This is a genomic window from Methylophilus sp. 'Pure River' (assembly GCF_046765995.1).
Classification (GTDB): domain Bacteria; phylum Pseudomonadota; class Gammaproteobacteria; order Burkholderiales; family Methylophilaceae; genus Methylophilus.
In genome coordinates, this window is the sequence record NZ_JBKOUE010000006.1 from 105,292 (window position 1) to 127,277 (window position 21,986).

Below are 21,986 nucleotides of genomic sequence, written 5' to 3' on the forward strand. Positions count from 1 at the left end.
TTATTACTATCTTTTAAATTTATCGTCAGCCGCTTGTTACTGCAGCGTAGCTGGCTGCGCCACAAAATCAGTCACCGCCTGCTGCATCGCAAACTCCTGATGTGCCTGCAGCAAGGCTTGCCAATCCTGCAACAACTGTTTGGCTGCGGATTGAATCAACCCGCTTTCCGCATATTCAGGCGCTGTCAGCGTCTGCGCCAGGCTACAACCCAACAAAGCCAGGTCCTCAGAAGGATTCACCGCATAGCGCGTGGCCACACAACTCAGTGAAACCAATACCGCACTGGCAGTAGGCAAATCCGGATCAAACAAATGACTGGCTGGCGCTGCGTAATCAACTTGCATTGCAATGACTTTCATTTAATCGTTTATGCAAATGATAATGTTTCTCATTTATAATGTCAACTACTGTTTGCAATCACCAGCAAAGTCCCTCCTGCTATTAGGCATACACCCAACATCCTGGAGATAACAACCCGCCCGATTGATCGACAATCTTGACCAAATTAGTAAAGCAAGCTAATGTATAGGGTTCAACAATTATTAGCCGAAAAATCAAGGTTTTATGGACGCTTCAGCCCACTCCGCGACAGACACCCACGCCAAATCCATGACAGGTGCGGACATCGTTGTCTCCTGCCTGAATGAGGAAAAAGTCAAATTCGTCTTTGGCTATCCAGGTGGTGCGGTCTTGCACATTTACGACGCACTCTATAAACAGAATGGCTTCAAGCACATTCTGGTGCGCCACGAACAGGCAGCCGTACACGCGGCAGATGCTTATTCACGTGCAACAGGGGATGTGGGCGTCGCCTTGGTCACCAGCGGCCCAGGTGCCACCAATGCGGTAACGGGTATTGCCACGGCTTATATGGACTCCATCCCTATGGTGGTCATCAGTGGCCAGGTACCCGTACCGGCCATTGGCATGGACGCATTCCAGGAAGTCGACATGGTTGGCGTGACCCGCCCCTGTGTGAAACACAACTTCCTGGTCAAGCATGTCAAAGACATTGCGCCTACCATCAAGAAAGCATTTTTCATTGCCAAAACTGGCCGTCCAGGTCCGGTCGTGGTCGATATTCCCAAAGATATCACGGCGCACGTGGCAGACTTCATCTACCCGAAAACGGTAGAGATGCGTTCTTACAACCCAATTTTGAAAGGCCACAGCGGCCAGATCAAAAAAGCAGTCAAGTTACTGCTGGGTGCCAAACGTCCGATGATTTACACCGGCGGTGGCCTGGTATTGGGTAATGGCGCAGCCGAGCTGGTGAAACTGGCCAAGGCCTTGAACTTCCCAGTCACCAACACGCTGATGGGGCTGGGCGGTTATCCAGCCACAGACCGGCAGTTTGTCGGCATGCTGGGCATGCACGGCACCTATGAAGCCAACATGGCCATGCAGCACTGTGACGTGTTGCTGGCGGTAGGCGCGCGCTTTGACGACCGTGTGATTGGCAACCCGAAACACTTCTCCGGCCAGAAACGTACCATTATTCATATCGACGTTGATCCTTCCAGCATCTCCAAGCGCGTGAAGGTTGATGTGCCAATTGTGGGCGATGTGCAGTCCGTATTAGCTGACATGAATGAAATCCTGTCACAGGAAGAAAACCAGACCACAGATACCGCTGACTGGTGGACGCAAATTAACGAATGGCGTGGCATCCAGTCACTGGATTACGCCTATTCAGACACGGTGATCAAGCCACAATACGTGGTACAAAAACTGTGGGAAGTCACCAAAGGCGAAGCCTATGTGACGTCTGACGTCGGCCAGCACCAGATGTGGGCTGCGCAATACTACAAATTTGACAAACCACGTCGCTGGATCAATTCCGGCGGCCTGGGCACCATGGGTGTGGGCTTGCCCTACGCCATGGGCTGTCAGTTTGCAGATAAAAATGCGCAAGTAGCCTGTATCACCGGCGAAGGCAGCATCCAGATGAACATCCAGGAGCTGTCCACCTGTGCGCAATACGGCTTGCCGATCAAGGTCATCCTGCTCAACAACCGTTACCTGGGTATGGTGCGCCAGTGGCAAGAGTTCTTCTACGAGAACCGCTACTCCGAGTCTTACATGGACAGCCTGCCAGACTTCGTCAAACTTGCCGAGTCTTATGGTCATGTTGGTATGAACATTACCAACCCTGCCGATGTAGAAGGCGCGCTCAAAGAAGCATTTGATAAAAAAGACAAGTTTGTGTTTATGAACTTCTTAACCGACCAAGCCGAAAACGTCTTCCCTATGGTTGAAAACGGCAAGGGCCTATCCGAAATGGTATTGAGCCCACGCACCGCCAGCCGCCTGAAAGGGGAAGAATAATGCGCCATATTATTTCACTGCTGATGGAAAACGAAGCAGGTGCCCTGTCACGCGTGGCAGGCCTGTTTTCCGCACGCGGTTACAACATTGAATCACTCACGGTCGCGGTCACCGAAGACCCAACCCTGTCACGCATGACCATTGTGACGACAGGCTCCGATGATGTGATTGAACAAATTATCAAGCAACTCAACAAGTTGATTGACGTGGTCAAAGTGCTGGACCTCAACGATGGCAAGCACATTGAGCGCGAACTGATGCTGGTCAAGGTCAAAGCCACCGGCGTCCATAAAGACGAAATGAAGCGTATGTGCGACATTTTCCGCGGCCGTATTATCGATGTGGCCGACAATAGTTACACCATTGAGCTTACCGGCTCTTGCAGCAAACTGGATGCGTTTATTGAAGCCATAGACCGCAGCGCGATTCTGGAAACCGTGCGTACCGGCGCGTCCGGCATTGGTCGTGGCGACCGCATCCTCAAAGTTTAATCGACAGTATTTTCAAACTATACCTAAGCATTTGTATTGAAAGGCAAAAGCAGACATGAACGTTTATTACGACAAAGATGCCGACCTAAGCATCATTAAAGGCAAAAAAGTGACTATCGTGGGCTACGGTTCACAAGGCCATGCACACGCAGCTAACCTGCGTGACAGCGGCGTGAACGTCACCATCGGTTTGCGTAAAGGCGGCGGCTCATGGGCTAAAGCTGAAGGCGCTGGCCACACCACTCTGGAAATCGCAGCAGCAGTTAAAGATGCTGACGTAGTGATGGTATTGCTGCCAGATGAAACCATGGCAGAAATCTTCCATGCTGAAATCGCGCCTAACCTGAAAAAAGGCGCTGCACTGGCATTCGCCCACGGTTTCAACATCCATTACAACCAAATCGTGCCACGTGCTGATCTGGACGTGATCATGATCGCTCCTAAAGGCCCAGGCCACACTGTGCGTTCCGAGTACCTCAAAGGCGGCGGCGTACCTTCACTGATCGCTGTTTACCAAAACGTGTCTGGCAAAGCCAAAGACATCGCTTTGTCTTACGCTGCAGCTAACGGCGGCACCAAAGGTGGCGTGATCGAGACTGACTTCCGTGAAGAAACAGAAACCGACTTGTTCGGCGAACAAGCAGTACTGTGTGGTGGCGCGGTTGAACTGGTTAAAGCTGGTTTCGAAACTTTGGTTGAAGCTGGCTATGCGCCAGAAATGGCCTACTTCGAGTGCTTGCACGAACTGAAATTAATCGTTGACCTGATGTACGAAGGCGGTATCGCCAACATGAACTACTCCATCTCCAACAACGCGGAGTACGGTGAGTACGTAACAGGCCCACAAGTGATCAATAGCCAATCTAAAGAAGCTATGCGTCAGTGCCTGGCTAACATCCAGAACGGCAACTACGCTAAACAGTTCATCCTGGAAGGCCGCACTAACTATCCAGAAATGACTGCACGTCGTCGTTTGAACGCTGCTCACCCAATCGAGCAAGTGGGTAACAAACTGCGCGCCATGATGCCTTGGATCGCGAAAAACAAACTGGTTGATCAATCTAAAAACTAATTTTTGGAATTTAACCAAGCTGACCGCTGTTTAATTAAACAACGGTGGGCAAAAAGCACAGGCTGATATATCGCCTGTGCTTTTTTATTTGTAAAATCACGAACAAATATATGATAAAAATAAGTTTCTGCAACACACTGGAACTGCTTAAAAAGGGATAGAAGTGAAACTCGCCATTCTGCTGCAATACATTGCCCCCAAACAATTACTGACTGCCGCCGCTGGCAAGCTGGCGCACTGGCAAGCTGGACGCCTGACCACGGCGTTTATCGGCTGGTTTGTCAACAAGTACCACGTCAATATGGAAGAAGCGCTCAATGGCGATATTGGCAGCTACGCAACGTTCAATCTATTCTTCACCCGCCCACTCAAATCAGGTGCCAGACCACTAGCAAATAATGCTTTTGTCTGCCCGGTCGATGGCGCTATCAGCCAGTTTGGCAACATTGAAAACGGCCAGATTTTCCAGGCCAAAGGGCATCATTACACAGCGCAGACACTCGTCGGCGGCGATGCGACACTGGCGGCTAATTTCGATAGCGGCAGCTTTGCCTGCCTGTATTTAAGCCCCAAAGACTACCACCGCATCCATATGCCTTGCGAAGGCAAGCTATTGAGCATGACTTATGTGCCAGGGGATTTATTCTCAGTGAATCCGCTCACAGCCGCCAACGTGCCCGGCCTGTTTGCGCGTAATGAGCGCGTAGTCTGTACGTTTGAATCTGCCCAGCATGGCAAGTTTGTATTGGTGCTGGTCGGCGCCACCATTGTCGGCAGCATGGCCACCGTCTGGCATGATGCCAAAGACCGCATCATCAACCCGCCACGCCCTGGCAAAGTGGTGCAATGGGATTACAGTGACCGCAACATCACCTTAAAACAAGGCGAGGAAATGGGCCGTTTCCTGCTGGGCTCTACCGTGGTCATGTTATTTGAAAAAGATGTGCTGGACTTTCATGGCAGCTGGCACCCAGGCAAACCGATACGCCTGGGCGAAGCAATGGGCAAATAACCCCCCCTGAAAGCTATAAAAAAGCGGAGTGTAAACTCCGCTTTTTTTATTAGCCGTTCAAACTCTTGCTGACGATCTCAAACACATCGCCAGACAAGTTAGGCGTCGCCAGAATCGCTTCCAGCGCCGCTTTCATCTGAACCTGCAAGGCTGGCGTGTAGCGCTTCCACTCGCGCAATGGCGTCACCATGCGTGCGGCAATCTGCGGGTTAATCGTGTTGAGCTCGATAATCGCATCACGCAAGAAAGCGTAGCCTTTACCGCTAGGATCGTGGAACTTGATCGGGTTGTTAATGGCAAACGTGCTATACAGTGAGCGCACGCGGTTTGGGTTCTTGATATTGAAATCCGGATGCTTGCGCAACATGGCCAGGTCATCAAAAATCGCCTCGCGATTCGCCAGCGCTTGCAGCGAGAACCACTTATCGACCACCAGCGGATAGTTTTCAAATGCCTGGTAGAAGTCAGCAAACACTTCTGCGCGTTGTGGCTGGGTACTATCGGCCAGGCAAGCCAGCGCGGCGACCCTGTCGGTCATATTATCTGCCGCATCATAATGCGCTTTGGCACGTGCAGCGCAGCCAGTGCCATTGGTCACGGTGAGGATTTCCAGCACCGCATTTTGCAACGCACGGCGGCCCATGGCTTCAGGTGTTACTGAGAATGTACCCGGATTGCTATTCGCGTCGTACAGCGCCGCTAATGCATCTTTATGCGCGCGTTTAATCTGCGTCAGGATGCTGGTACGTGCCGCATCAATCGCTGCCGGGTCTATGACGGGCAGATATTGCCCGATCACGCCTATCATCGGCAAACTCAGGGCCCGCGCCAGCAGCGCTTTATCACCCTGCCCGCTCAAGCCTTGCGCAATCAATGTCCCTACATCTGCAATAAACTGGCTGATATCCGCTTGTGGATCTGCCATGACGCGCTGAATAGTACGCAAAGCCAATGTCTGGCCCGCTTCCCATTTATTGAATCCGTCAGTGTCGTGCACTTGTAGCAAGCGCAAATCATCGTCACTTAAATCCGTTTCTAGCTTCACTGGCGCAGAGAAGCCACGCAAAATGGAAGGTACAGGTTTACCCGGCAAATCGACAAACGTGAATGATTGCTCGCGCGCAGTGACTTCCAGCACGCGGGTCGGCAGAATCTCTTTGCCTTGTGCGTCCAGCAAACCAATTGCCACTGGAATATGCAGCGGTTGCTTATCGGTTTGTCCAGGCGTATCAGCTTGTGATTGCTTGAAAGTCAGTGTATAGCTTTGCTTTACTGCATCGTACTGGCTGCTCACTTGCAAGGTCGGCGTCCCTGCCTGTTTATACCAGCGGAAAAATTGCGACAAATCACGACCAGACGCATCCGCCATACACTGCACAAAATCATCACAAGTCACAGCGTGACCGTCATAACGGTCAAAATACAAATCGGTGGCTTTACGGAAAGTCTCCGCACCCAGCAACGTATGCTGCATGCGGATCAGCTCAGCGCCTTTTTCATAAATGGTTTTGGTGTAAAAGTTGCTGATCTCGATAAACTGGTCCGGCTGCACCGAGTGCGCCAATGGGCTGCCATCTTCAGCAAACTGCAAGCGACGCAAGCCATTCACATCGTCAATCCGCTGTACCGCACGCGAGTTCAAATCCGAGCTGAACTCCTGATCGCGGAATACGGTAAAGCCTTCTTTCAGCGACAACTGGAACCAGTCACGGCATGTCACGCGGTTACCGGTCCAGTTGTGGAAATACTCGTGACCAATCACGCCTTCCACGCTCATAAAATCGCTGTCGGTCGCGGTTTCCTGATGCGCCAATACCAGCGCCGTATTAAAAATATTGAGAGAGGTGTTTTCCATCGCGCCCATATTAAAATCGCTCACCGCGACGATATTGAACAAGTCGAGCTGATACTCGCGGCCGTACACTTCCTCATCCCACTTCATCGACTTTTTCAGTGATTCCATCGCATGGTCGCACTGCTTTTCATCGCCCGCCCGCACATAAATATGCAAATCCATCTTGCGGCCAGACATGGTGGTAAAGGTATCCGCCACGCGCTGCAAATCGCCTGCCACCAGCGCAAACAAATAACAAGGTTTAGGGAAAGGATCATGCCAGACGCGAAAATGACGGCCATCTGGCAAACCGCCCTCTTCCTGCAAATTACCGTTGGAGAGCAACACCGGATACAACTTGGCATCCGCCTCAATGCGCACGGTGAACACACTCAGCACATCCGGACGATCCTGATAATAAGTAATCCGTCTGAAGCCTTCCGCCTCGCACTGCGTGCAATAGTTACCCTGTGATTGATACAACCCCTCCAGCGCCGTATTCGCTGCCGGGTCAATCTCGCTGACAATGGTTAACGTAAACTCATTGCCTGGATTGGCTATCGTCATTTGCCCATCAGCCACGGTGTAACCATCAAACGGCTGACCATCAATCGCAACAGAAACAATTTTCTGATCTTCACCATCCAGCACCAGATCATTCGAAACACCCGCCGAGTTTTTCACATACTTCACTTCAGACGTGACGATGGTTTTACCCGGCAACAGGTTAAAACTCAGATTCACCTGCGCAGCGTTATAAGGTGCAGGCGTATAGTCTTTGAGGTAAATGGTTTTTGGTGCAACAGCGTTTTCGGTTCGCATTTGGATAACCTGAGAATAGGAAATATAAAGGATTATATTTGAGAGTTGGCTCAGGCCAATTGGTTTAATGCAATTGCATGCAAATGTTGCTACGAATTATCATGAATCGAGCAGCGGGTGCCCAGTTTGGCGAGGCAGGAGAATGATGTCGACAAACCTCTTAATAATTCAAGCAGTGTTAAGTATCCGCCTCAGAAAGAGGCGGTTCTAGTGCCAAAGACTAAACCTTCTTCACAAACTCCGACTTTAACTTCATCGCACCAAAGCCATCAATCTCGCAGTCGATATCATGATCACCATCGACCAGGCGGATATTTTTCACTTTAGTACCGACTTTTACCACGGACGAAGAACCTTTTACTTTGAGGTCTTTGATCACATTGATAGTATCGCCATTTTGAAGCTCGTTGCTGTTTAGTCCATCAAAGCACTTGTAGGCCTGACACCGACTTTTTTATAACCCAACTTCAGCTACACTTCCGCCATTACTCATTATGGCTTTTGTCCCAACTCATGATTCTCACAAACTCGTGTTTGATGGCAAACAATTGTACATCTACCAGACTCGCCTCATCGATCATATTGCTGGTGAGTTTATTGCTCTCAAGCTGTGCGGTGATCCCGGATCATAAACAAACCTTTGAGAACATTGAGCCACAGCAAAAGGTGGAAGTGGTTGGGGCAAAAAAAGAGCTGCCACAAGCCAAAGTTTCCAAAGCATTGCAAAAGCTCTCTCCCGATGAAAGCATCAGGGCATCATTGGAGGCGCATTTAAAGGTCGAGCAGGCCATTTCTGATAATCACTTGTTTGCCGATAACGCGTTCACCTTGCTGTTCAATGGTCAGTCGACCTTTAGCAAAATGAAAGAGTTGCTTGGCAGTGCCGAGAAAAATATTCACCTGGAATACTTCACTTTTGAAGATGTCGATTTAGGTGGCGTCACGCTTAAGGCTTTGCTGCTTGAGAAGCTTGCGCAGGGTGTTGAGGTACATGTGATTTATGACGCCTATGGCTCCCAGCAAACACCCCCTGAGTTTTTTGAATCCCTGAAAAATGCCGGGGCCAAAATCACGGTGTTTCATCCTTTAAATGAAGGCTCACTCACGCAGAGGAATCAGCGCGATCACCGGAAAATCATGGTGGTGGATGGCAAGGTGGCGATCATTGGTGGCGTGAACCTGAGCAAAACTTATCAAAGCAAAGGCTCGTTCAAGACTTATAAAAAAGATACCGTGAACCCGTTAACGGATGTGGTCTGGCGGGATACGGACGTGATGGTGCAAGGGCCGATTTTAAGTGATATTCAACGCATCTTTTTATCCAACTGGGATGAAAAGCAGCCGCTCGACGAATCCAACTTTTTTCCGAAATTAAGCAAACAGGGGAACCAGTTTGCGCGTGTGATTGCCACACCAGCCACTAAACAAAAAGACACGGACTCACCGTATTACCTGACCCTGCTCTCAGCGATTGATAGCGCAGAAGACCGTATCATGATCAATGCCGCCTACTTTGTACCAACCAAGGCGCAGTTACAGGCGCTCATCAACGCGGCCAATCGTGGCGTGCGTGTGCAGTTGTTAGTGCCGAGTTTTACAGACTCAACCCTATCTCTGCTGGTGCAACGTTCAAGATACAGCCTGTTGCTTGAAAACCAGGTTGAAATCTATGAGATGCAGGGGCAAGTCCTGCATGCCAAAACCATCACGATTGATGGCGTATGGTCGTCTATAGGTAGCTCAAACTTTGATTACCGCAGCGCGGGGATTAATGCAGAAGTTGATATGGTGATTTTAGGCAAAGAGGTTGCCAAAGCGCTGGAGGAAATGTTTAAAGAGGACACGACCTCTGCCAAAAAAATCGAACTGGAAGAATGGAAAAAGCGTGGCCTACTGGAGAGAATCAAACAATTGTCAGCGAGAATGTTTGAAGGCTTTTTATAATTAGCCTATCAATAAAAAACGCCTCTAACTGAGGCGTTTTTTATTGTTGGCGGTTAGGCCTTTTTCACAAACTCTGATTTGAGTTTCATCGCGCCAAAACCATCAATTTTGCAATCGATATCATGGTCACCATCGACCAGGCGGATGTTTTTCACTTTGGTGCCGACTTTCACCACGGATGAAGAGCCTTTCACTTTCAGGTCTTTAATCACAGTAATCGTATCGCCATCTTGCAGCACGTTGCCGTTGGCATCACGCACGACTTTCACTTCTTCTGAATCTGACGCTGCGACCTTGCTCCATTCATTTGCGCATTCAGGGCAAACGTAATTGTCACCGTCTTCATAGGTGTATTCGGATTGGCATTGTGGGCAGGCTGGTAATGTAGACATACGGACTTTCTTGGTGCAAACAATAAAACCATATATTTTACAGGGTTATTATTGAATACCCTAGTTCGCTTGTCGCGCAAAGAGATTTCGCAATATCAGATATAAAAAAAACCGCCTCATTGGGTGGCATTTAAACCTGATCGTAAATGCTTGAACGGTGCCCGACTTTAATCACCAACACCACCAACCTATCGTCGTGAATCTCATAGACAATGCGGTAGAGCCCTTGCCTGACACGGTAGCAATCATGCCCCGTGAGTTTGATGCAGCCATCTGCACGAGGATCTTCTGCCAAGGTATTAATACGGCTGAGTATACGTGCCACATCCGGCTTGGGGATGGCACGCAGGTCTTTGGCAACCGAGGCTTTAAAACTAATACTATATTTTGCCATCTTGCTTTAAAGCATTGAGCATCGCTTCGTAGCTTATCTCTGGCTCGTTCGCGCGCTGATTGATGGCATCCAGATCCTCTTGGTCTTCACGCATTAACAGTCTCACAGCTTCATCTACCAGTTCAGAAAGTGAGCTGTGATTGGTGGCTGCTTTTAAGCGCAAAGCTTGATGAATAGCTGGGTCAAAATAGACGGTTGAACGCTTGGACAATTCGGCCATTTGAGTTCTCCTCTGAATGAGTTTTCAGACATTATAGCATCATAACGTTATAACGCCATTTAGGCGTGAACGTAAAAAAACCGCTTCACTAGGAAGCGGTTTTTTATAGCGACTGTTCTAAATTACAGAACAGATTTCACTGTGTTCACAACATTTTAGCTCCGGCATAACCTAAAGGTTAGCCTTCACTGAAACTTCGTCAACAATTACAGTACGGACTTAACTGTGTTGACTACGTTTTCAACTGTGAAGCCGAAGTGTTTGAACAGTGCGCCGCCTGGTGCGGATTCGCCGAAGGTATCGATACCAACAACTGCACCTTCAATACCTACATACTTACGCCAGAAGTCTGGGTGAGCAGCTTCAACAGCCACGCGTTTAACGCCTGGAGTCAATACGCTGTCTTTGTAAGCTTGGTCTTGACGGTCGAATACGTTAGTGGATGGCATGGAAACCACACGCACTTTAGTACCAGCAGCGTTCAATTCAGCAGCCGCTTGAATGGCCAGATCCAACTCGGAACCGTTAGCGATGATGATGACATCAGCTTTACCAGCGACGTCAGAGAATACATAGCCACCTTTACGGATCAGGTCGAAATCTTTAGCGTCGTGCTTGATGCCTGGCACAGCTTGACGGCTCAATACCAAGCTGGTTGGGCCTTCAGTGCGCTCTACTGCAGCAACCCATGCAACGGTTGTTTCTGTAGAGTCAGCTGGGCGCCATACATCCATACGAGGAATCATACGCAGACCAGAAGTGTTTTCTACTGGTTGGTGTGTAGGACCATCTTCACCTTGACCGATAGAGTCATGGGTCAATACGTAAACCACACGTTGATGCATCAACGCAGACATACGCATGCCGTTTTTCATGTAGTCAGAGAACATGTGGAAAGTACCGCCGTATGGCAACAAGCCACCGTGCAATGCCATACCGTTCATGATGGCAGACATACCGAACTCACGTACACCGTAAGAGATGTAGTTGCCTGGCTCTTTACCACTCACGTGTTTGAAGTCTTTAGATGCTGTCAGGTTAGAACCTGTCAAGTCAGCTGAACCGCCCAGGAATTCTGGCAAGATTGGAGCCAAAGCAGTAATTGCTTTTTGTGAAGCTTGACGAGTAGCCAATTTCTCAGCTTTTTCGTTAGTTTCAGCAATGATTGCGTCAGTCAATGCTTTCCAGTTAGCTGGCAATTCACCTGCCATACGGCGTTTGAATTCAGCAGCTTCAGCTGGGAATGCAGCTGCGTAAGCAGCAAATTTAGCGTCCCAAGCAGATTCGCGCTCAGCACCTTTAGCTTTTTGATCCCAGCCAGCGTATACGTCAGCAGGAATAACAAACGGCTCATGTGGCCAGCCGATTTCAGCACGTGTTGCAGCAACTTCTGCGTCGCCCAGTGCGGAACCGTGGCAGTCGTGTGAACCGGATTTGTTTGGTGAACCTTTACCGATGATTGTTTTACAGCAGATCAGTGATGGTTTGTCAGTCACTGATTTAGCTTCGTCGATTGCTTTTTGAATCGCAGCCTGGTCGTGACCATCTACTGAAACAACGTGCCAGCCGTATGCTTTGAAGCGGCCTACGGTGTCGTCTGTGTACCAGCCTTCGATGTGGCCGTCGATAGAAATACCGTTGTCATCCCAGAAAGCAACCAGTTTGCCCAGGCCCCAAGTACCAGCCAGTGCACATGCTTCGTGAGAAACGCCTTCCATCATACAACCGTCGCCCAGGAACACGTATGTGTAGTGGTCAACGATGTTGTGGCCTGGCTTGTTGAATTGGTCAGCCAGCAGTTTTTCTGCCATCGCGAAACCAACGCCGTTAGCAATACCTTGGCCCAATGGACCTGTAGTGGTTTCAATGCCTGGTGCGTAGCCGTACTCAGGGTGGCCAGCACAGCGGGAGTGCAATTGACGGAAAGTCTTGATATCTTCAATACCTAAATCGTAACCGGTCAGGTGCAGCAAGGAGTAGATCAACATTGAGCCATGGCCGTTGGACAATACGAAACGGTCACGGTTAGCCCATTGTGGGTTGTTTGGGTTGTGGCTCAGATTGTGGTTCCACAATACTTCAGCAATTTCAGCCATGCCCATAGGTGCGCCTGGGTGGCCGGAGTTTGCTTTTTGTACAGCGTCCATGCTCAGAGCACGGATGGCGTTGCACAAGTCGACACGAGTTGCCATTGTTTTCTCCCTAGAGTGAAAGTGAGCGGTCTTACACAAAAAGCTGCAAAACCTTGATTGAATTCTTTAAAAAGCCCGGAAAACCTGCCTTTTACGGAAAGGCTAGATTATTCACTAGAACCCGTTTTTCTTCAAGCGTTAATCACCTTTTTCTCATGATGGTTTTGCTATGGCTGACCTATGAAAAAGGTCATTCTGCTGCTTGCAAGGGTAGCTTTCAGCGAGGCTTTCCCCTACCATGACAAAACATTGATAGCAAAGGAAGTAATGATGTCTGACGAACGAATTATCATGCGTGTAGGTGAAGCACTGGTCGCTGGCGGCCCACCCGGCACAGCTGCCGAACCTGAAGTCGCGATTGGCGAAATGAATGGCCCTATGGGCACGGCATTTGCCAACCTGCTGGGTGACCAGGTCAAAGGTCACACCCGTGTGCTGGCGATTATGAATACCGACATTATGGTGCGCCCGGCGACCTTAATGGTGAGCAAGGTGACGGTGAAAGACCCACGTTATACCAATATCTTGATGGGCACCGTGCAAGGTGCAATTGCCAACGGTGTGCTGGATGCGGTGCGTAGCGGCGATATCTCGAAAGAGAAAGCCAACGACCTGGGCATTATCGTCTCCGTGTGGCTAAGCCCGGCGATTCTGGAACAAGAGAAAATCGACCACAAAGCCCTATTTGATATTCACCGTGAAGCGACTTTCAAGGCGATCCAGAAAGCCCTGCGTAATGAGCCTAGCATTGATTGGTTACTGGAAAACCAGGAAAAAATCGTGCATAAGTATTACCAGATGGGCTTAGATGGAAAGATCTAAAAGCACGGCAATTTAAATAATAAAAAAGGATGCCCAGGCATCCTTTTTTATTGAGCTCACTTTAGCGCTTTAACGCGGTGATCACCGCTTCAATCGCTTTGCAATTGCCACGCGCATCATCAAACGTCAGCAAAGGCGCTTTGCCATAAAGCACGCAGTCACTAAAGTGCTCAATCTCTAAATTAAAGTGATTGGCTTTAGGCAACACGATGGTTTCTGATTTGCCACCGGCCTCCCAGCTAATCACCGGGTCATCACCTGGGTACGCCCACATATTGTGGCACTTGATCCAACCTTTATCGCCGATGAGCTCATACTCGGCTTTGCGACCACGCTCGAAGCTGACGTCAAAGTTGCCAAAACGCGCGCGACCTTGCGCATCCGGCCCGAAATCGAGCACACCGCTGGCCACCACATCAGCACCATGTTCATTCAGTTTGCCATACGCCACCACATGTTGCGGTTCGGCAGGCACATTGTCTTTGCCAAAACACCAGCGCAAAGCGTGTATCGCATAAGGCCCAATATCCCACATCGCTCCGCCACCGTTTGCCATATCACGGTTGATACGGTACATGCGCGACGGCGCCATCAGGAATGAAAAACTGGCGCGGCAGGACAATACATCACCGATCAGGCCGGAGGCCACCAGCTCGGCCACTTTGGCATGCTGCGGATGAAAGCGGTACATAAAGCCTTCCATCACCGTCAGGCCTTTGGCTTTGGCCGCAGATTCAATGGTATCGATATCGGCCAGATTGGTGGTCATCGGCTTTTCAATCAGCACATGTTTACCCGCCTGAATCGCCTTCAGCGCCCATTCGGCATGCTCCTCATTGGCCATCGGGCAATACACGGCCTCCACATTGCTGTCCGCCAGCAGGCTATCCATGTCGTCATAGCAAGTGACGCCACCCAGGTTGGGTGCATATTTATCCAGCGTTGCCTTGGCTGCCCCGGCACGGCGGCTGGCAATGGCCACCAATTGCGAGTTACTGGCCTCTACGATGGCGGGTAACAAACGTTCATTGACCCGCGCAGCACCGAGAATGCCCCACTTGAGTTGTTTTTGCATGCGAACTACCTTTCCTGCGTGACGCTAAAGAACGTCATTCTAACGCCAGTTGGTGAATGATGCTGCCTTTACATACTAGGCAGCCTGACTCAGGCTTTCCGGGCCGAACACTTCGCGGTGGATGTATTGCGGTGGAATCCCTAATGCCAGCAAGGCTTGCCACTGCTCTATCATGAATGGCAGCGGGCCACACAGGTAATATTGTGCATTCAGGTCAGCATTGAATGCCCACTCGTTCACACGCATGCGGCCCTCATGCACCAGGCGCTCTGTTGCGAAACCGGGTTTCTCTTCAATATATAAACCCAAGTGCAGTGATGACATTTGCTCGGAACTGGCAATCAGTTCATCCAGGTGTGGCACATGCTGCATGGTGCGCGCTGCATGCAAAAACCACACCTCGCGCTTAGCCTGCGCTTGCTGTAGTGTTTTCAACATGGACAACATAGGCGTTATGCCCACGCCTGCTGAGACCAGCACCAGTGGTGTGCTGGCTTGCAAAGCTGGCGTAAATTCGCCATAAGGATGGCTGATCAGTAACTGCCCGCCAACCTTGGCGTATTGATGCAACCAGTTGGACACCGTGCCTTGCGGTGTTGGCATATCCCCAGCCTCGCGTTTCACACTGATGCGGTAAGTCTCTTTTTGCTCGGCATCTGACAGGCTGTATTGACGGATCTGGCGCGCACCATCCGGCAGGGTGACGGCGATACTAACATATTGCCCGGCCTTGAACGCAGGCAATGCATGATCTTCTGCCGCCAGCACAATCGACAGGATACCTTCTGCGGCGGGCGTCAACGCTGTGATACGCGCCTCTATCCATTGGTCTGCGGCATAACCGGTGCTTTGATATAAGCGGGCTTCTGCGGCGATAAACTCCCCTGCCAGCAACCAGTAGGCCTCATCCCAGGCGGCAATCAGTGGGGGCGTGGCCGCGTCACCCAACACTTCAGCAATCGCGCCCAGCAAATGGCGGCCCACAATCGGGTAATGCGCTGGCTTGATACCTACCGCAGCATGCTTATGCACGATACGCTCAATCACCGGTTGCAGTGCCGCTGCATTATCAATATTGGCAGCATAGGCAAACACGGCAGCGGCCAGCGATTGCTGCTGGCTGCCATTGGCCTGGTTGCCCATATTAAACAGGTTTTTCAACTCAGGATGCGCGTTAAACATATTGCTGTAAAACGTGGTGGTAATGGCCACGCCATGCGCCTGCAATACGGGGACACTGGCCTGGATATACGGACGGGCACTACTGGATAACATAAACACTCCTTTTTAAATAGCATCTTAAATGCAACTTTTAACATCAAAAAATAGCCTGCTTTCACAGGCCGCACCCCACTTAGGCCGCGTGGGTTTTATGCATGGAAATAATTTTTTCCCTGGTGTTATGATTGACGATATCGAACAACCGGTGCTGGTTCATATGCGCATAAAACGACTCCAGCCCGGTTTGCAAAGCCCCTTTGAGCAGGCAGTCTCCATGAAATCGGCACATCGGTTTTTCGCAATTAATCAGCTCAGTCGTATTCTCAAGCTCGCGCAAAATATCACCTATACGCAACTGCAGTGACTCCGGATTCAACTCCAAGCCACCATTGCGGCCACGCGTTGCCTTGATCCAACCCAGTTTGTTCAGGCGCGTAATCACTTTAATCAAATGGTTGCGCGGCAGATCAAACGTGCTGGCGATCTCGTCTATGGTCACTTGCTGGTCAAAGCGCGACTGTGACAAATACATCAAGACGCGCAAACCAATATCGGTAAATTTGTTTAGCTGCATGATGTGCATTCTAATATATGTTTCATTTACAATGCAACTTTAAATTGCTATGCTGAGATCTATTATCAGATTGACAGGAGTTTCCCTATGCAGCCGCTGATTCAAATCTCTCCGCCCAGCCGCAAACTACCCACGCAAGGCTTTGCTTTATTCAATCTCGGTTTCCGGCCTTTCTTCCTGCTGGCGGCCACCTTTGCGACACTGTCTATGGCGGTTTGGATGGCGCGTTATTTTCAATATAACGCACAATCTTTCACAACTATTTCAGCCTCACAATGGCATGCCCATGAAATGCTGTATGGCTTTGCTTTTGCCGTGATTGCGGGATTTCTGCTCACCGCAGTGAAAAACTGGACTGGCATACAAACACTGCATGGCCGCCCGCTAATGGGCCTGGTGGCATGCTGGGCCATCGCCCGCGGTGTAATGTTGATTGCCCCAGACTATGTATTATTGGCCGCGATCTTCGACCTGCTATTTAATGGCTGGTTGATTGCCGCTGTCGCGCAGCCGATCATCAAAGTCAAACAGTGGCGACAACTCGGCGTACTGTCAAAAGTGGTATTTCTCACCATGGGCAATGTGGCGTTTTACACCCAGGCGCTGGGCTGGACAAGCCATGGCGCAGACGCGGCACTATGGATAGGCCTGCTGCTGAATGTGAGCCTGATTATGGTGATCAGCCGCCGCATCTTGCCGATGTTTATTGAGCGTGGTGTGAAAGAGGAAGTGGCCCTAAAAAACAGCGCCTGGATAGACCGCTTGCTGATGGTGTGCCTGGCAGCCTTGCTGATCAACATCCTGACCGTTAATGCCGGAATACTGAATGCAGTGTTAGGGCTCACTATCACTTTGAGTGCTGGATTCAGGTTATGGCGCTGGCACACGCCAGGTATCTGGCAAGTACCTTTATTATGGAGCTTCTACTGCGGACTGTGGCTGATTAACCTCGGTTTTCTACTCTATGCGCTGAGTTTCCTCGCAGGCAGTGTCTCCGTCATTTTAGCGATTCACTGCTGGGCCATTGGCGGCATCGGCGTGATTACATTAGCCATGATGGCACGCGTCTCATTAGGTCACACCGGCCACAATATCCACACCCCACCGCGCAGCGTGGCCTGGATATTTGGCCTGGTCATTTTCGCCACTCTGAGCCGGGTGTTCTTGCCTATCGTACTACCGGAGTTTTACCGCCTATCGGTGATGCTGGCCGCCGGCGGCTGGATCGCCGCATTTACGCTATTTGCTATCGTCTATTGGCAGATACTTAGTCAACCACGCATTGATGGCACACCCGGTTAAGACTTATTCTTTCCACTTAATCGAACAACCGATACTTGCGATCTGTTCCTGTGGCCCTCTCCCTGTTTCTGCCACCAGCCTCATGGCATTAAACAGGTCGCGCGTACTTTCAGGCGCGGTTTCCTTGCGGCTTTCATCAAAACGGCCACGGTATTGCAACTCGAAGTTTTTATTAAAGCCGAAGAAGTCAGGCGTACAGACCGCACCATAAGCTTGCGCCACAGTTTGCCGCTCATCCCACAAATAAGGGAAAGGAAACTGCATCTCGGTGGCAATTTTTTGCATGTTTTCAAAGCTATCTTCAGGATATTCGAAGTCATCGTTACTCGAAATAGCCACGGTATTGATGCCCAAGGCTTGCAGCTCGCGCACATCAGCAATCAGCCGCGGCAATATGGCTTTGACATACGGGCAATGATTGCAGATAAACATCACCAACAAGCCGTTTGAACCCATGCTATCGCTGATGCTGACCGCTTTTTTATCGGTGCTAAACAGATTAAACAGAGGGGCTTTCCAGCCAAAATCACATACGGGTGGGCTAATACTTGCCATCAGAATACTCCTGCCATTAAATTCAAAGCAATATGGTACGTGATTAAGGCGCCAAGGTGAATCTTGTGAACAGCGCGCCCGCATCGCCATGCGTACCACGCTAGCGCCATAAATAGTGGCATTTTGGTTACAATGCCAGTCATGAGTAATTTACGATTTCATAGCCCGATCGCATTAACTGTCGGCCAGCAAGCCCCATTGAGTGAAAACGCCATGGCGCATGCAGTGAGGGTGATGCGGCTCAAGGTGGGCGATACACTTAACCTGTTTTGTGGCGATGGCTTTGACTACCAGTGCGCACTCACTAGCATAGAGAAAAAGTCCGCACAGGTTGAGGTGTTGAGCAGAAGCGAAGTGAATAACGAATCACCACTCAATATTCGTTTGCTACAAGGCGTCTCCAGCGGTGACCGCATGGATTACACCATCCAGAAAGCTGTCGAACTCGGCGTGACCGAGATTTATCCTCTCAGCACCGAGCGTTGCGTGACCAAACTCAGCGGCGACCGTGCCGAGAAACGCACTGAACATTGGCAAGGCGTCGCCATCGCCGCCTGTGAACAAAGCGGCCGCGCGGTGGTGCCCACCGTGCATGCGCCACTCACGCTGGCGCAATGGCTCAGCCAGCACGCCACGCCAGACACATTAAACTTATTGCTGAACCCAGTTGGCGCCAAACGGCTAGCCGCTTTGAGCAGACCAGCGAGTGCCATTCAACTGCTGATAGGCCCTGAAGGCGGCCTAAGCCCGGCTGAAATCGAACTCGCCACACAACACCACTTCCAATCCATCGTCCTCGGCCCCAGAATTTTACGTACCGAAACCGCCGCGCTCACCGCCATCGCCAGCATGCAGTCACTGTGGGGCGATTTTTAACTTCGCTAGCCAACTAAAGGAGTTACCAGATGGAAACCCGTCCACCATTACCGCCATTCACACTGGAAACCGCGATACAGAAAGTGCGCCTGGCGGAAGACGCTTGGAACAGCCGCGACCCGGACCGCGTGATCCAGGTGTATACCGAAGACACCATTTGGCGTAACCGCGCCGAGTTTCCAGTTGGCCGCCAAGCAGTGCATGGATTTCTATCACGCAAATGGGCGCGCGAGCTGGATTACCGACTGATCAAGGAAATCTGGGCTTTTTTGGATAATAAAATTGCCGTGCGTTTTGCCTACGAATGGCACGATGACTCTGGCCAGTGGTATCGCAGTTATGGCAATGAAAACTGGCTGTTTAATGAGGCCGGACTCATGATGCAACGCCACGCCAGCATCAATGACTTGCCCATCAAGGCAGAAGACCGGAAATTTTTCTGGCCGCTGGGCAGGCGTCCGGATGACCATGCCGGGCTGACCGAGTTGGGGTTGTAACCACACATGCTAGCAGTGATGTTACAAATGGCGCTGATGATCGCCGCCGGCATGCTGTGGCAGCGATTGGCGCCTGACCATATGTCTGCACTTGCGCACCGCCGCGCGCTGACGGACTTGGTGTTTTACATATTGCTGCCTGCATTGGTACTGGATATCTTATGGCAGGCGCCGTTTGACGCCAGCACGCTCAGCATTGCGCTCACCGCGCTCAGCCGCCTCATAGTGGCGGCCTTGTGCATGTGGCTGACGCTGCAATTGTTGCAACGCGTCATGACTGTTTCGCGCGCGCAACAAGGTGCATTAATGCTGGCTGCCACGTTTCCCAATGCCACTTATTTAGGCCTCCCCGTGACCAGCGAAGTCCTCGGTGACTGGACGCATGAAATTGTGCTGAAATTTGACCTGTTTGCCTGTACGCCGGTATTGCTGACGCTAGGCATGCTGATGGCGCAAACCTATGGCCAGTCCGAACACAAGTCACACCCGGTCAGGGAGTTGATGCGCGTGCCGCCGCTATGGGCATTGCTGCTGGCAACTGTGTTGAACGTTGGCCATATACCGCAACCTGTCATGATCAACCATGCGCTGCACACGCTGGCAGGCGGCGTGGTGCCCTTGATGCTGATTGCCCTCGGCATGAGCATCCGCTGGGACACCTTTAAACTCAAACTGATTCCCTTATTGCTGCCTGTGTGCGTGATCGGTTTGCTGATTGCACCATTGGCGGCGCAACATGTCGCCATCGCGTTAGGCCTGCATGGCGACCAGCTCACTGCTTGTATACTGCTCGCCGCCATGCCTACCATGGTGTTTGGCATTGTCATTTGCGAACGCTACCGGCTGGACGGTGCCTTGTACGCCGCAGCCGTGTTCATGAGCACCCTGCTCAGCATCGGCAGCCTGTCACTCTGGTTTGTCATCTTACAGCCATAAATTCAATATTATTTCGCGTATTAACACGTGAAATCACGCATTTCGTGTGAATTTTTATGATGCATGCTGTCATACGTCATATGACGAGTTGTCAGCGGCGACGTCTGTTTTTAAGATGCTGCTAAACCGTCACTCTTTCGCTTTGTGTTATTTGGGATTATCAGAAGATCATGCCGAAAACCACGACCAATCAATATATACCTCCACAACCCACGCCTCCCGAGACGCTAGTCAGCTTGCTCGCGGAAACCGGCGTCACCATCAATGGCAATGCGCCTTGGGATATCCAGGTGTATGAAGAAAGCGTTTACCGCGACGTGTTGACCAAGGGTACGCTGGGGCTCGGCCAGGCATTTATTGAAGGCCGCTGGGACTGCAAACGGCTGGATGAGTTTTTTCACCGTGTGATGCGCGCCGACATTGATGAAACAATGGGCGGCTTGGCCAAGCTGAAACTGCTGGGCGAAGTCATCCGCCACACGCTGTTTAACCTGCAGGCGCCGCATCGCGCCTACCAGGTGGCACAACAACATTACGACATTGGTAACGACGTGTTTGAAGCCATGCTGGACAGCAGCATGAGCTACTCCTGCGCCTACTGGCAACATGCCAACACGCTGGAAGAAGCACAATTCAACAAGCTGGACATGATATGCCGCAAGCTGGATTTACAGCCAGGTGACAACGTCCTGGAAATCGGCTGCGGCTGGGGCGGCCTGGCCAAACATATGGCACAACACTATGGTGCACAGGTGGTCGGCATTACCGTCTCGGTCGAACAACAAGCCTTCGCCCGGGCGCGCTGTGCGGGGTTGCCTGTCGATATCCAGCTCAAAGACTATCGTGAATTGCATGGCCAGTTCGACAAAATCGTGTCTGTGGGCATGTTTGAACATGTCGGCCCCAAAAACTACGAGACTTATTTTGCCACCGCACACCGCCTGCTCAAAGATAACGGCTTGTTTTTACTGCACACCATAGGCAACCACAAAACTGCGCTACACACCGATGCCTGGATTGATCGCTACATATTCCCGAATGGCAAGCTGCCTTCAGTCAGCGAAATCAGCAAAGGCATTGAACAAAAGTTTTTAATTGAAGACTGGCACAACTTTGGCCATGATTACGACCGCACCCTGATGGCATGGTGGGATAAATTCAATCGCGCCTGGCCCGAATTACAGTTTAAGTATGATGAAAGTTTTTACCGGATGTGGAAATACTACCTGATGTGTTGTGCAGGCTATTTCCGCTCCCGGCAAGGACAACTCTGGCAACTGGTATTGAGCAAACGGGAGAGCACCCGTATTTACCGCTCAATGCGCCCGGCGCCAGCAAGTTGATGTAAACGTAGTCCTCTCTGTCCTTCCTTATTGACGGCGCAAGCCGTCATTTTTTTATGATCAAACATCTCGCTCCTTGCAGA

21 protein-coding genes and 1 pseudogene are annotated in these 21,986 nt (G+C 50.7%); 11 read left to right on the forward strand and 11 right to left on the reverse strand.

Annotated elements, in window-relative coordinates; translation table 11 throughout:
• Positions 1-36: 36 nt before the first annotated feature.
• Entirely contained in the window at positions 37-360 is a 324-nt protein-coding gene (locus tag ACIDE9_RS08750) for a hypothetical protein (protein ID WP_194754825.1), read from the reverse strand.
• 205 nt (positions 361-565) lie between these two features.
• Between ACIDE9_RS08750 and ilvB the strand changes: the two genes are divergently transcribed.
• From ilvB to asd, 4 genes are all read left to right on the forward strand, one after another.
• A complete protein-coding gene (gene ilvB, locus ACIDE9_RS08755; protein WP_194741395.1) occupies positions 566-2,329 on the forward strand; it encodes a biosynthetic-type acetolactate synthase large subunit in 1,764 nt (587 codons plus the stop codon).
• A complete protein-coding gene (ilvN, locus tag ACIDE9_RS08760) occupies positions 2,329-2,820 on the forward strand; it encodes an acetolactate synthase small subunit (RefSeq protein ID WP_018987330.1) in 492 nt (163 codons plus the stop codon). Before ilvB ends, ilvN begins: the two co-directional genes overlap by 1 nt.
• A gap of 55 nt (positions 2,821-2,875) precedes the next feature.
• The gene (ilvC, locus tag ACIDE9_RS08765) at positions 2,876-3,892 is read left to right on the forward strand and encodes a ketol-acid reductoisomerase (RefSeq protein ID WP_411994180.1); all 1,017 of its coding nucleotides are present in this window, start codon (positions 2,876-2,878) and stop codon (positions 3,890-3,892) included.
• Between the two features lie 163 nt (positions 3,893-4,055).
• On the forward strand, positions 4,056-4,904 hold the full coding sequence (gene asd, locus ACIDE9_RS08770) for an archaetidylserine decarboxylase (RefSeq protein WP_411994182.1): 849 nt from the start codon (positions 4,056-4,058) through the stop codon (positions 4,902-4,904).
• Between the two features lie 49 nt (positions 4,905-4,953).
• Here the strand turns inward: asd and pepN are convergent, their stop codons facing one another.
• Both pepN and ACIDE9_RS08780 read right to left on the reverse strand, forming a co-directional pair.
• Positions 4,954-7,560, reverse strand: a complete 2,607-nt coding sequence (pepN, locus tag ACIDE9_RS08775; RefSeq protein ID WP_411994184.1) for an aminopeptidase N — start codon at positions 7,558-7,560, stop codon at positions 4,954-4,956.
• 220 nt (positions 7,561-7,780) lie between these two features.
• Positions 7,781-7,969, reverse strand: a pseudogene (locus ACIDE9_RS08780) (zinc ribbon domain-containing protein YjdM); the annotation flags it as partial.
• Between the two features lie 179 nt (positions 7,970-8,148).
• Here ACIDE9_RS08780 and ACIDE9_RS08785 point away from each other — a divergent pair.
• Positions 8,149-9,504 (forward strand): phospholipase D-like domain-containing protein, encoded by a 1,356-nt coding sequence (locus tag ACIDE9_RS08785; RefSeq protein WP_411994186.1) that lies wholly within the window; start codon positions 8,149-8,151, stop codon positions 9,502-9,504.
• 53 nt (positions 9,505-9,557) lie between these two features.
• On the opposite strand, the gene ACIDE9_RS08790 is transcribed toward ACIDE9_RS08785, so the two are convergent.
• From ACIDE9_RS08790 to tkt, 4 genes are all read right to left on the reverse strand, one after another.
• Positions 9,558-9,896: a zinc ribbon domain-containing protein YjdM gene (locus tag ACIDE9_RS08790; RefSeq protein ID WP_411994188.1), complete on the reverse strand. Its 339-nt coding sequence runs from the start codon at positions 9,894-9,896 to the stop codon at positions 9,558-9,560.
• Between the two features lie 130 nt (positions 9,897-10,026).
• A complete protein-coding gene (locus tag ACIDE9_RS08795) occupies positions 10,027-10,290 on the reverse strand; it encodes a type II toxin-antitoxin system RelE family toxin (protein WP_047516220.1) in 264 nt (87 codons plus the stop codon).
• Positions 10,277-10,510 carry a hypothetical protein gene (locus tag ACIDE9_RS08800; protein ID WP_024930593.1) on the reverse strand — a complete coding sequence of 78 codons (234 nt, stop codon included), beginning with the start codon at positions 10,508-10,510 and terminating at the stop codon, positions 10,277-10,279. Before ACIDE9_RS08800 ends, ACIDE9_RS08795 begins: the two co-directional genes overlap by 14 nt.
• Positions 10,511-10,716: 206 nt before the next feature.
• Positions 10,717-12,702: a transketolase gene (gene tkt / locus ACIDE9_RS08805; RefSeq protein WP_411994191.1), complete on the reverse strand. Its 1,986-nt coding sequence runs from the start codon at positions 12,700-12,702 to the stop codon at positions 10,717-10,719.
• Positions 12,703-12,972: 270 nt separating this feature from the next.
• Here tkt and fae point away from each other — a divergent pair, with 270 nt between their 5' ends.
• Positions 12,973-13,524 carry a formaldehyde-activating enzyme gene (fae, locus tag ACIDE9_RS08810; RefSeq protein ID WP_411994192.1) on the forward strand — a complete coding sequence of 184 codons (552 nt, stop codon included), beginning with the start codon at positions 12,973-12,975 and terminating at the stop codon, positions 13,522-13,524.
• 61 nt (positions 13,525-13,585) lie between these two features.
• Here the strand turns inward: fae and ACIDE9_RS08815 are convergent, their stop codons facing one another.
• From ACIDE9_RS08815 to ACIDE9_RS08825, 3 genes are all read right to left on the reverse strand, one after another.
• On the reverse strand, positions 13,586-14,599 hold the full coding sequence (locus ACIDE9_RS08815) for a Gfo/Idh/MocA family protein (protein WP_411994194.1): 1,014 nt from the start codon (positions 14,597-14,599) through the stop codon (positions 13,586-13,588).
• Positions 14,600-14,674: 75 nt separating this feature from the next.
• The gene (locus tag ACIDE9_RS08820; RefSeq protein ID WP_411994196.1) at positions 14,675-15,874 is read right to left on the reverse strand and encodes a globin domain-containing protein; all 1,200 of its coding nucleotides are present in this window, start codon (positions 15,872-15,874) and stop codon (positions 14,675-14,677) included.
• A 79-nt stretch (positions 15,875-15,953) separates the two neighbouring features.
• On the reverse strand, positions 15,954-16,394 hold the full coding sequence (locus ACIDE9_RS08825; protein ID WP_411994198.1) for an Rrf2 family transcriptional regulator: 441 nt from the start codon (positions 16,392-16,394) through the stop codon (positions 15,954-15,956).
• 87 nt (positions 16,395-16,481) lie between these two features.
• On the opposite strand from ACIDE9_RS08825, the gene ACIDE9_RS08830 reads away from it, so the two are divergent.
• Positions 16,482-17,696 (forward strand): NnrS family protein, encoded by a 1,215-nt coding sequence (locus tag ACIDE9_RS08830; RefSeq protein ID WP_411994199.1) that lies wholly within the window; start codon positions 16,482-16,484, stop codon positions 17,694-17,696.
• A gap of 3 nt (positions 17,697-17,699) precedes the next feature.
• Here the strand turns inward: ACIDE9_RS08830 and ACIDE9_RS08835 are convergent, their stop codons facing one another.
• On the reverse strand, positions 17,700-18,251 hold the full coding sequence (locus ACIDE9_RS08835) for a thioredoxin family protein (protein ID WP_194754846.1): 552 nt from the start codon (positions 18,249-18,251) through the stop codon (positions 17,700-17,702).
• A 141-nt stretch (positions 18,252-18,392) separates the two neighbouring features.
• On the opposite strand from ACIDE9_RS08835, the gene ACIDE9_RS08840 reads away from it, so the two are divergent.
• The 4 genes from ACIDE9_RS08840 to cfa all read left to right on the forward strand — a co-directional run bounded on the left by ACIDE9_RS08840 (position 18,393) and on the right by cfa (position 21,903).
• Complete coding sequence (locus ACIDE9_RS08840) at positions 18,393-19,127, forward strand: 16S rRNA (uracil(1498)-N(3))-methyltransferase (RefSeq protein WP_411994201.1); 735 nt, start codon at positions 18,393-18,395, stop codon at positions 19,125-19,127.
• Positions 19,128-19,156: 29 nt separating this feature from the next.
• Positions 19,157-19,624: a DUF1348 family protein gene (locus ACIDE9_RS08845; RefSeq protein WP_194754848.1), complete on the forward strand. Its 468-nt coding sequence runs from the start codon at positions 19,157-19,159 to the stop codon at positions 19,622-19,624.
• 6 nt (positions 19,625-19,630) lie between these two features.
• The gene (locus ACIDE9_RS08850; protein ID WP_411994202.1) at positions 19,631-20,560 is read left to right on the forward strand and encodes an AEC family transporter; all 930 of its coding nucleotides are present in this window, start codon (positions 19,631-19,633) and stop codon (positions 20,558-20,560) included.
• Positions 20,561-20,730: 170 nt separating this feature from the next.
• The gene (gene cfa / locus ACIDE9_RS08855; protein WP_411994204.1) at positions 20,731-21,903 is read left to right on the forward strand and encodes a cyclopropane fatty acyl phospholipid synthase; all 1,173 of its coding nucleotides are present in this window, start codon (positions 20,731-20,733) and stop codon (positions 21,901-21,903) included.
• Positions 21,904-21,986 lie beyond the last annotated feature (83 nt).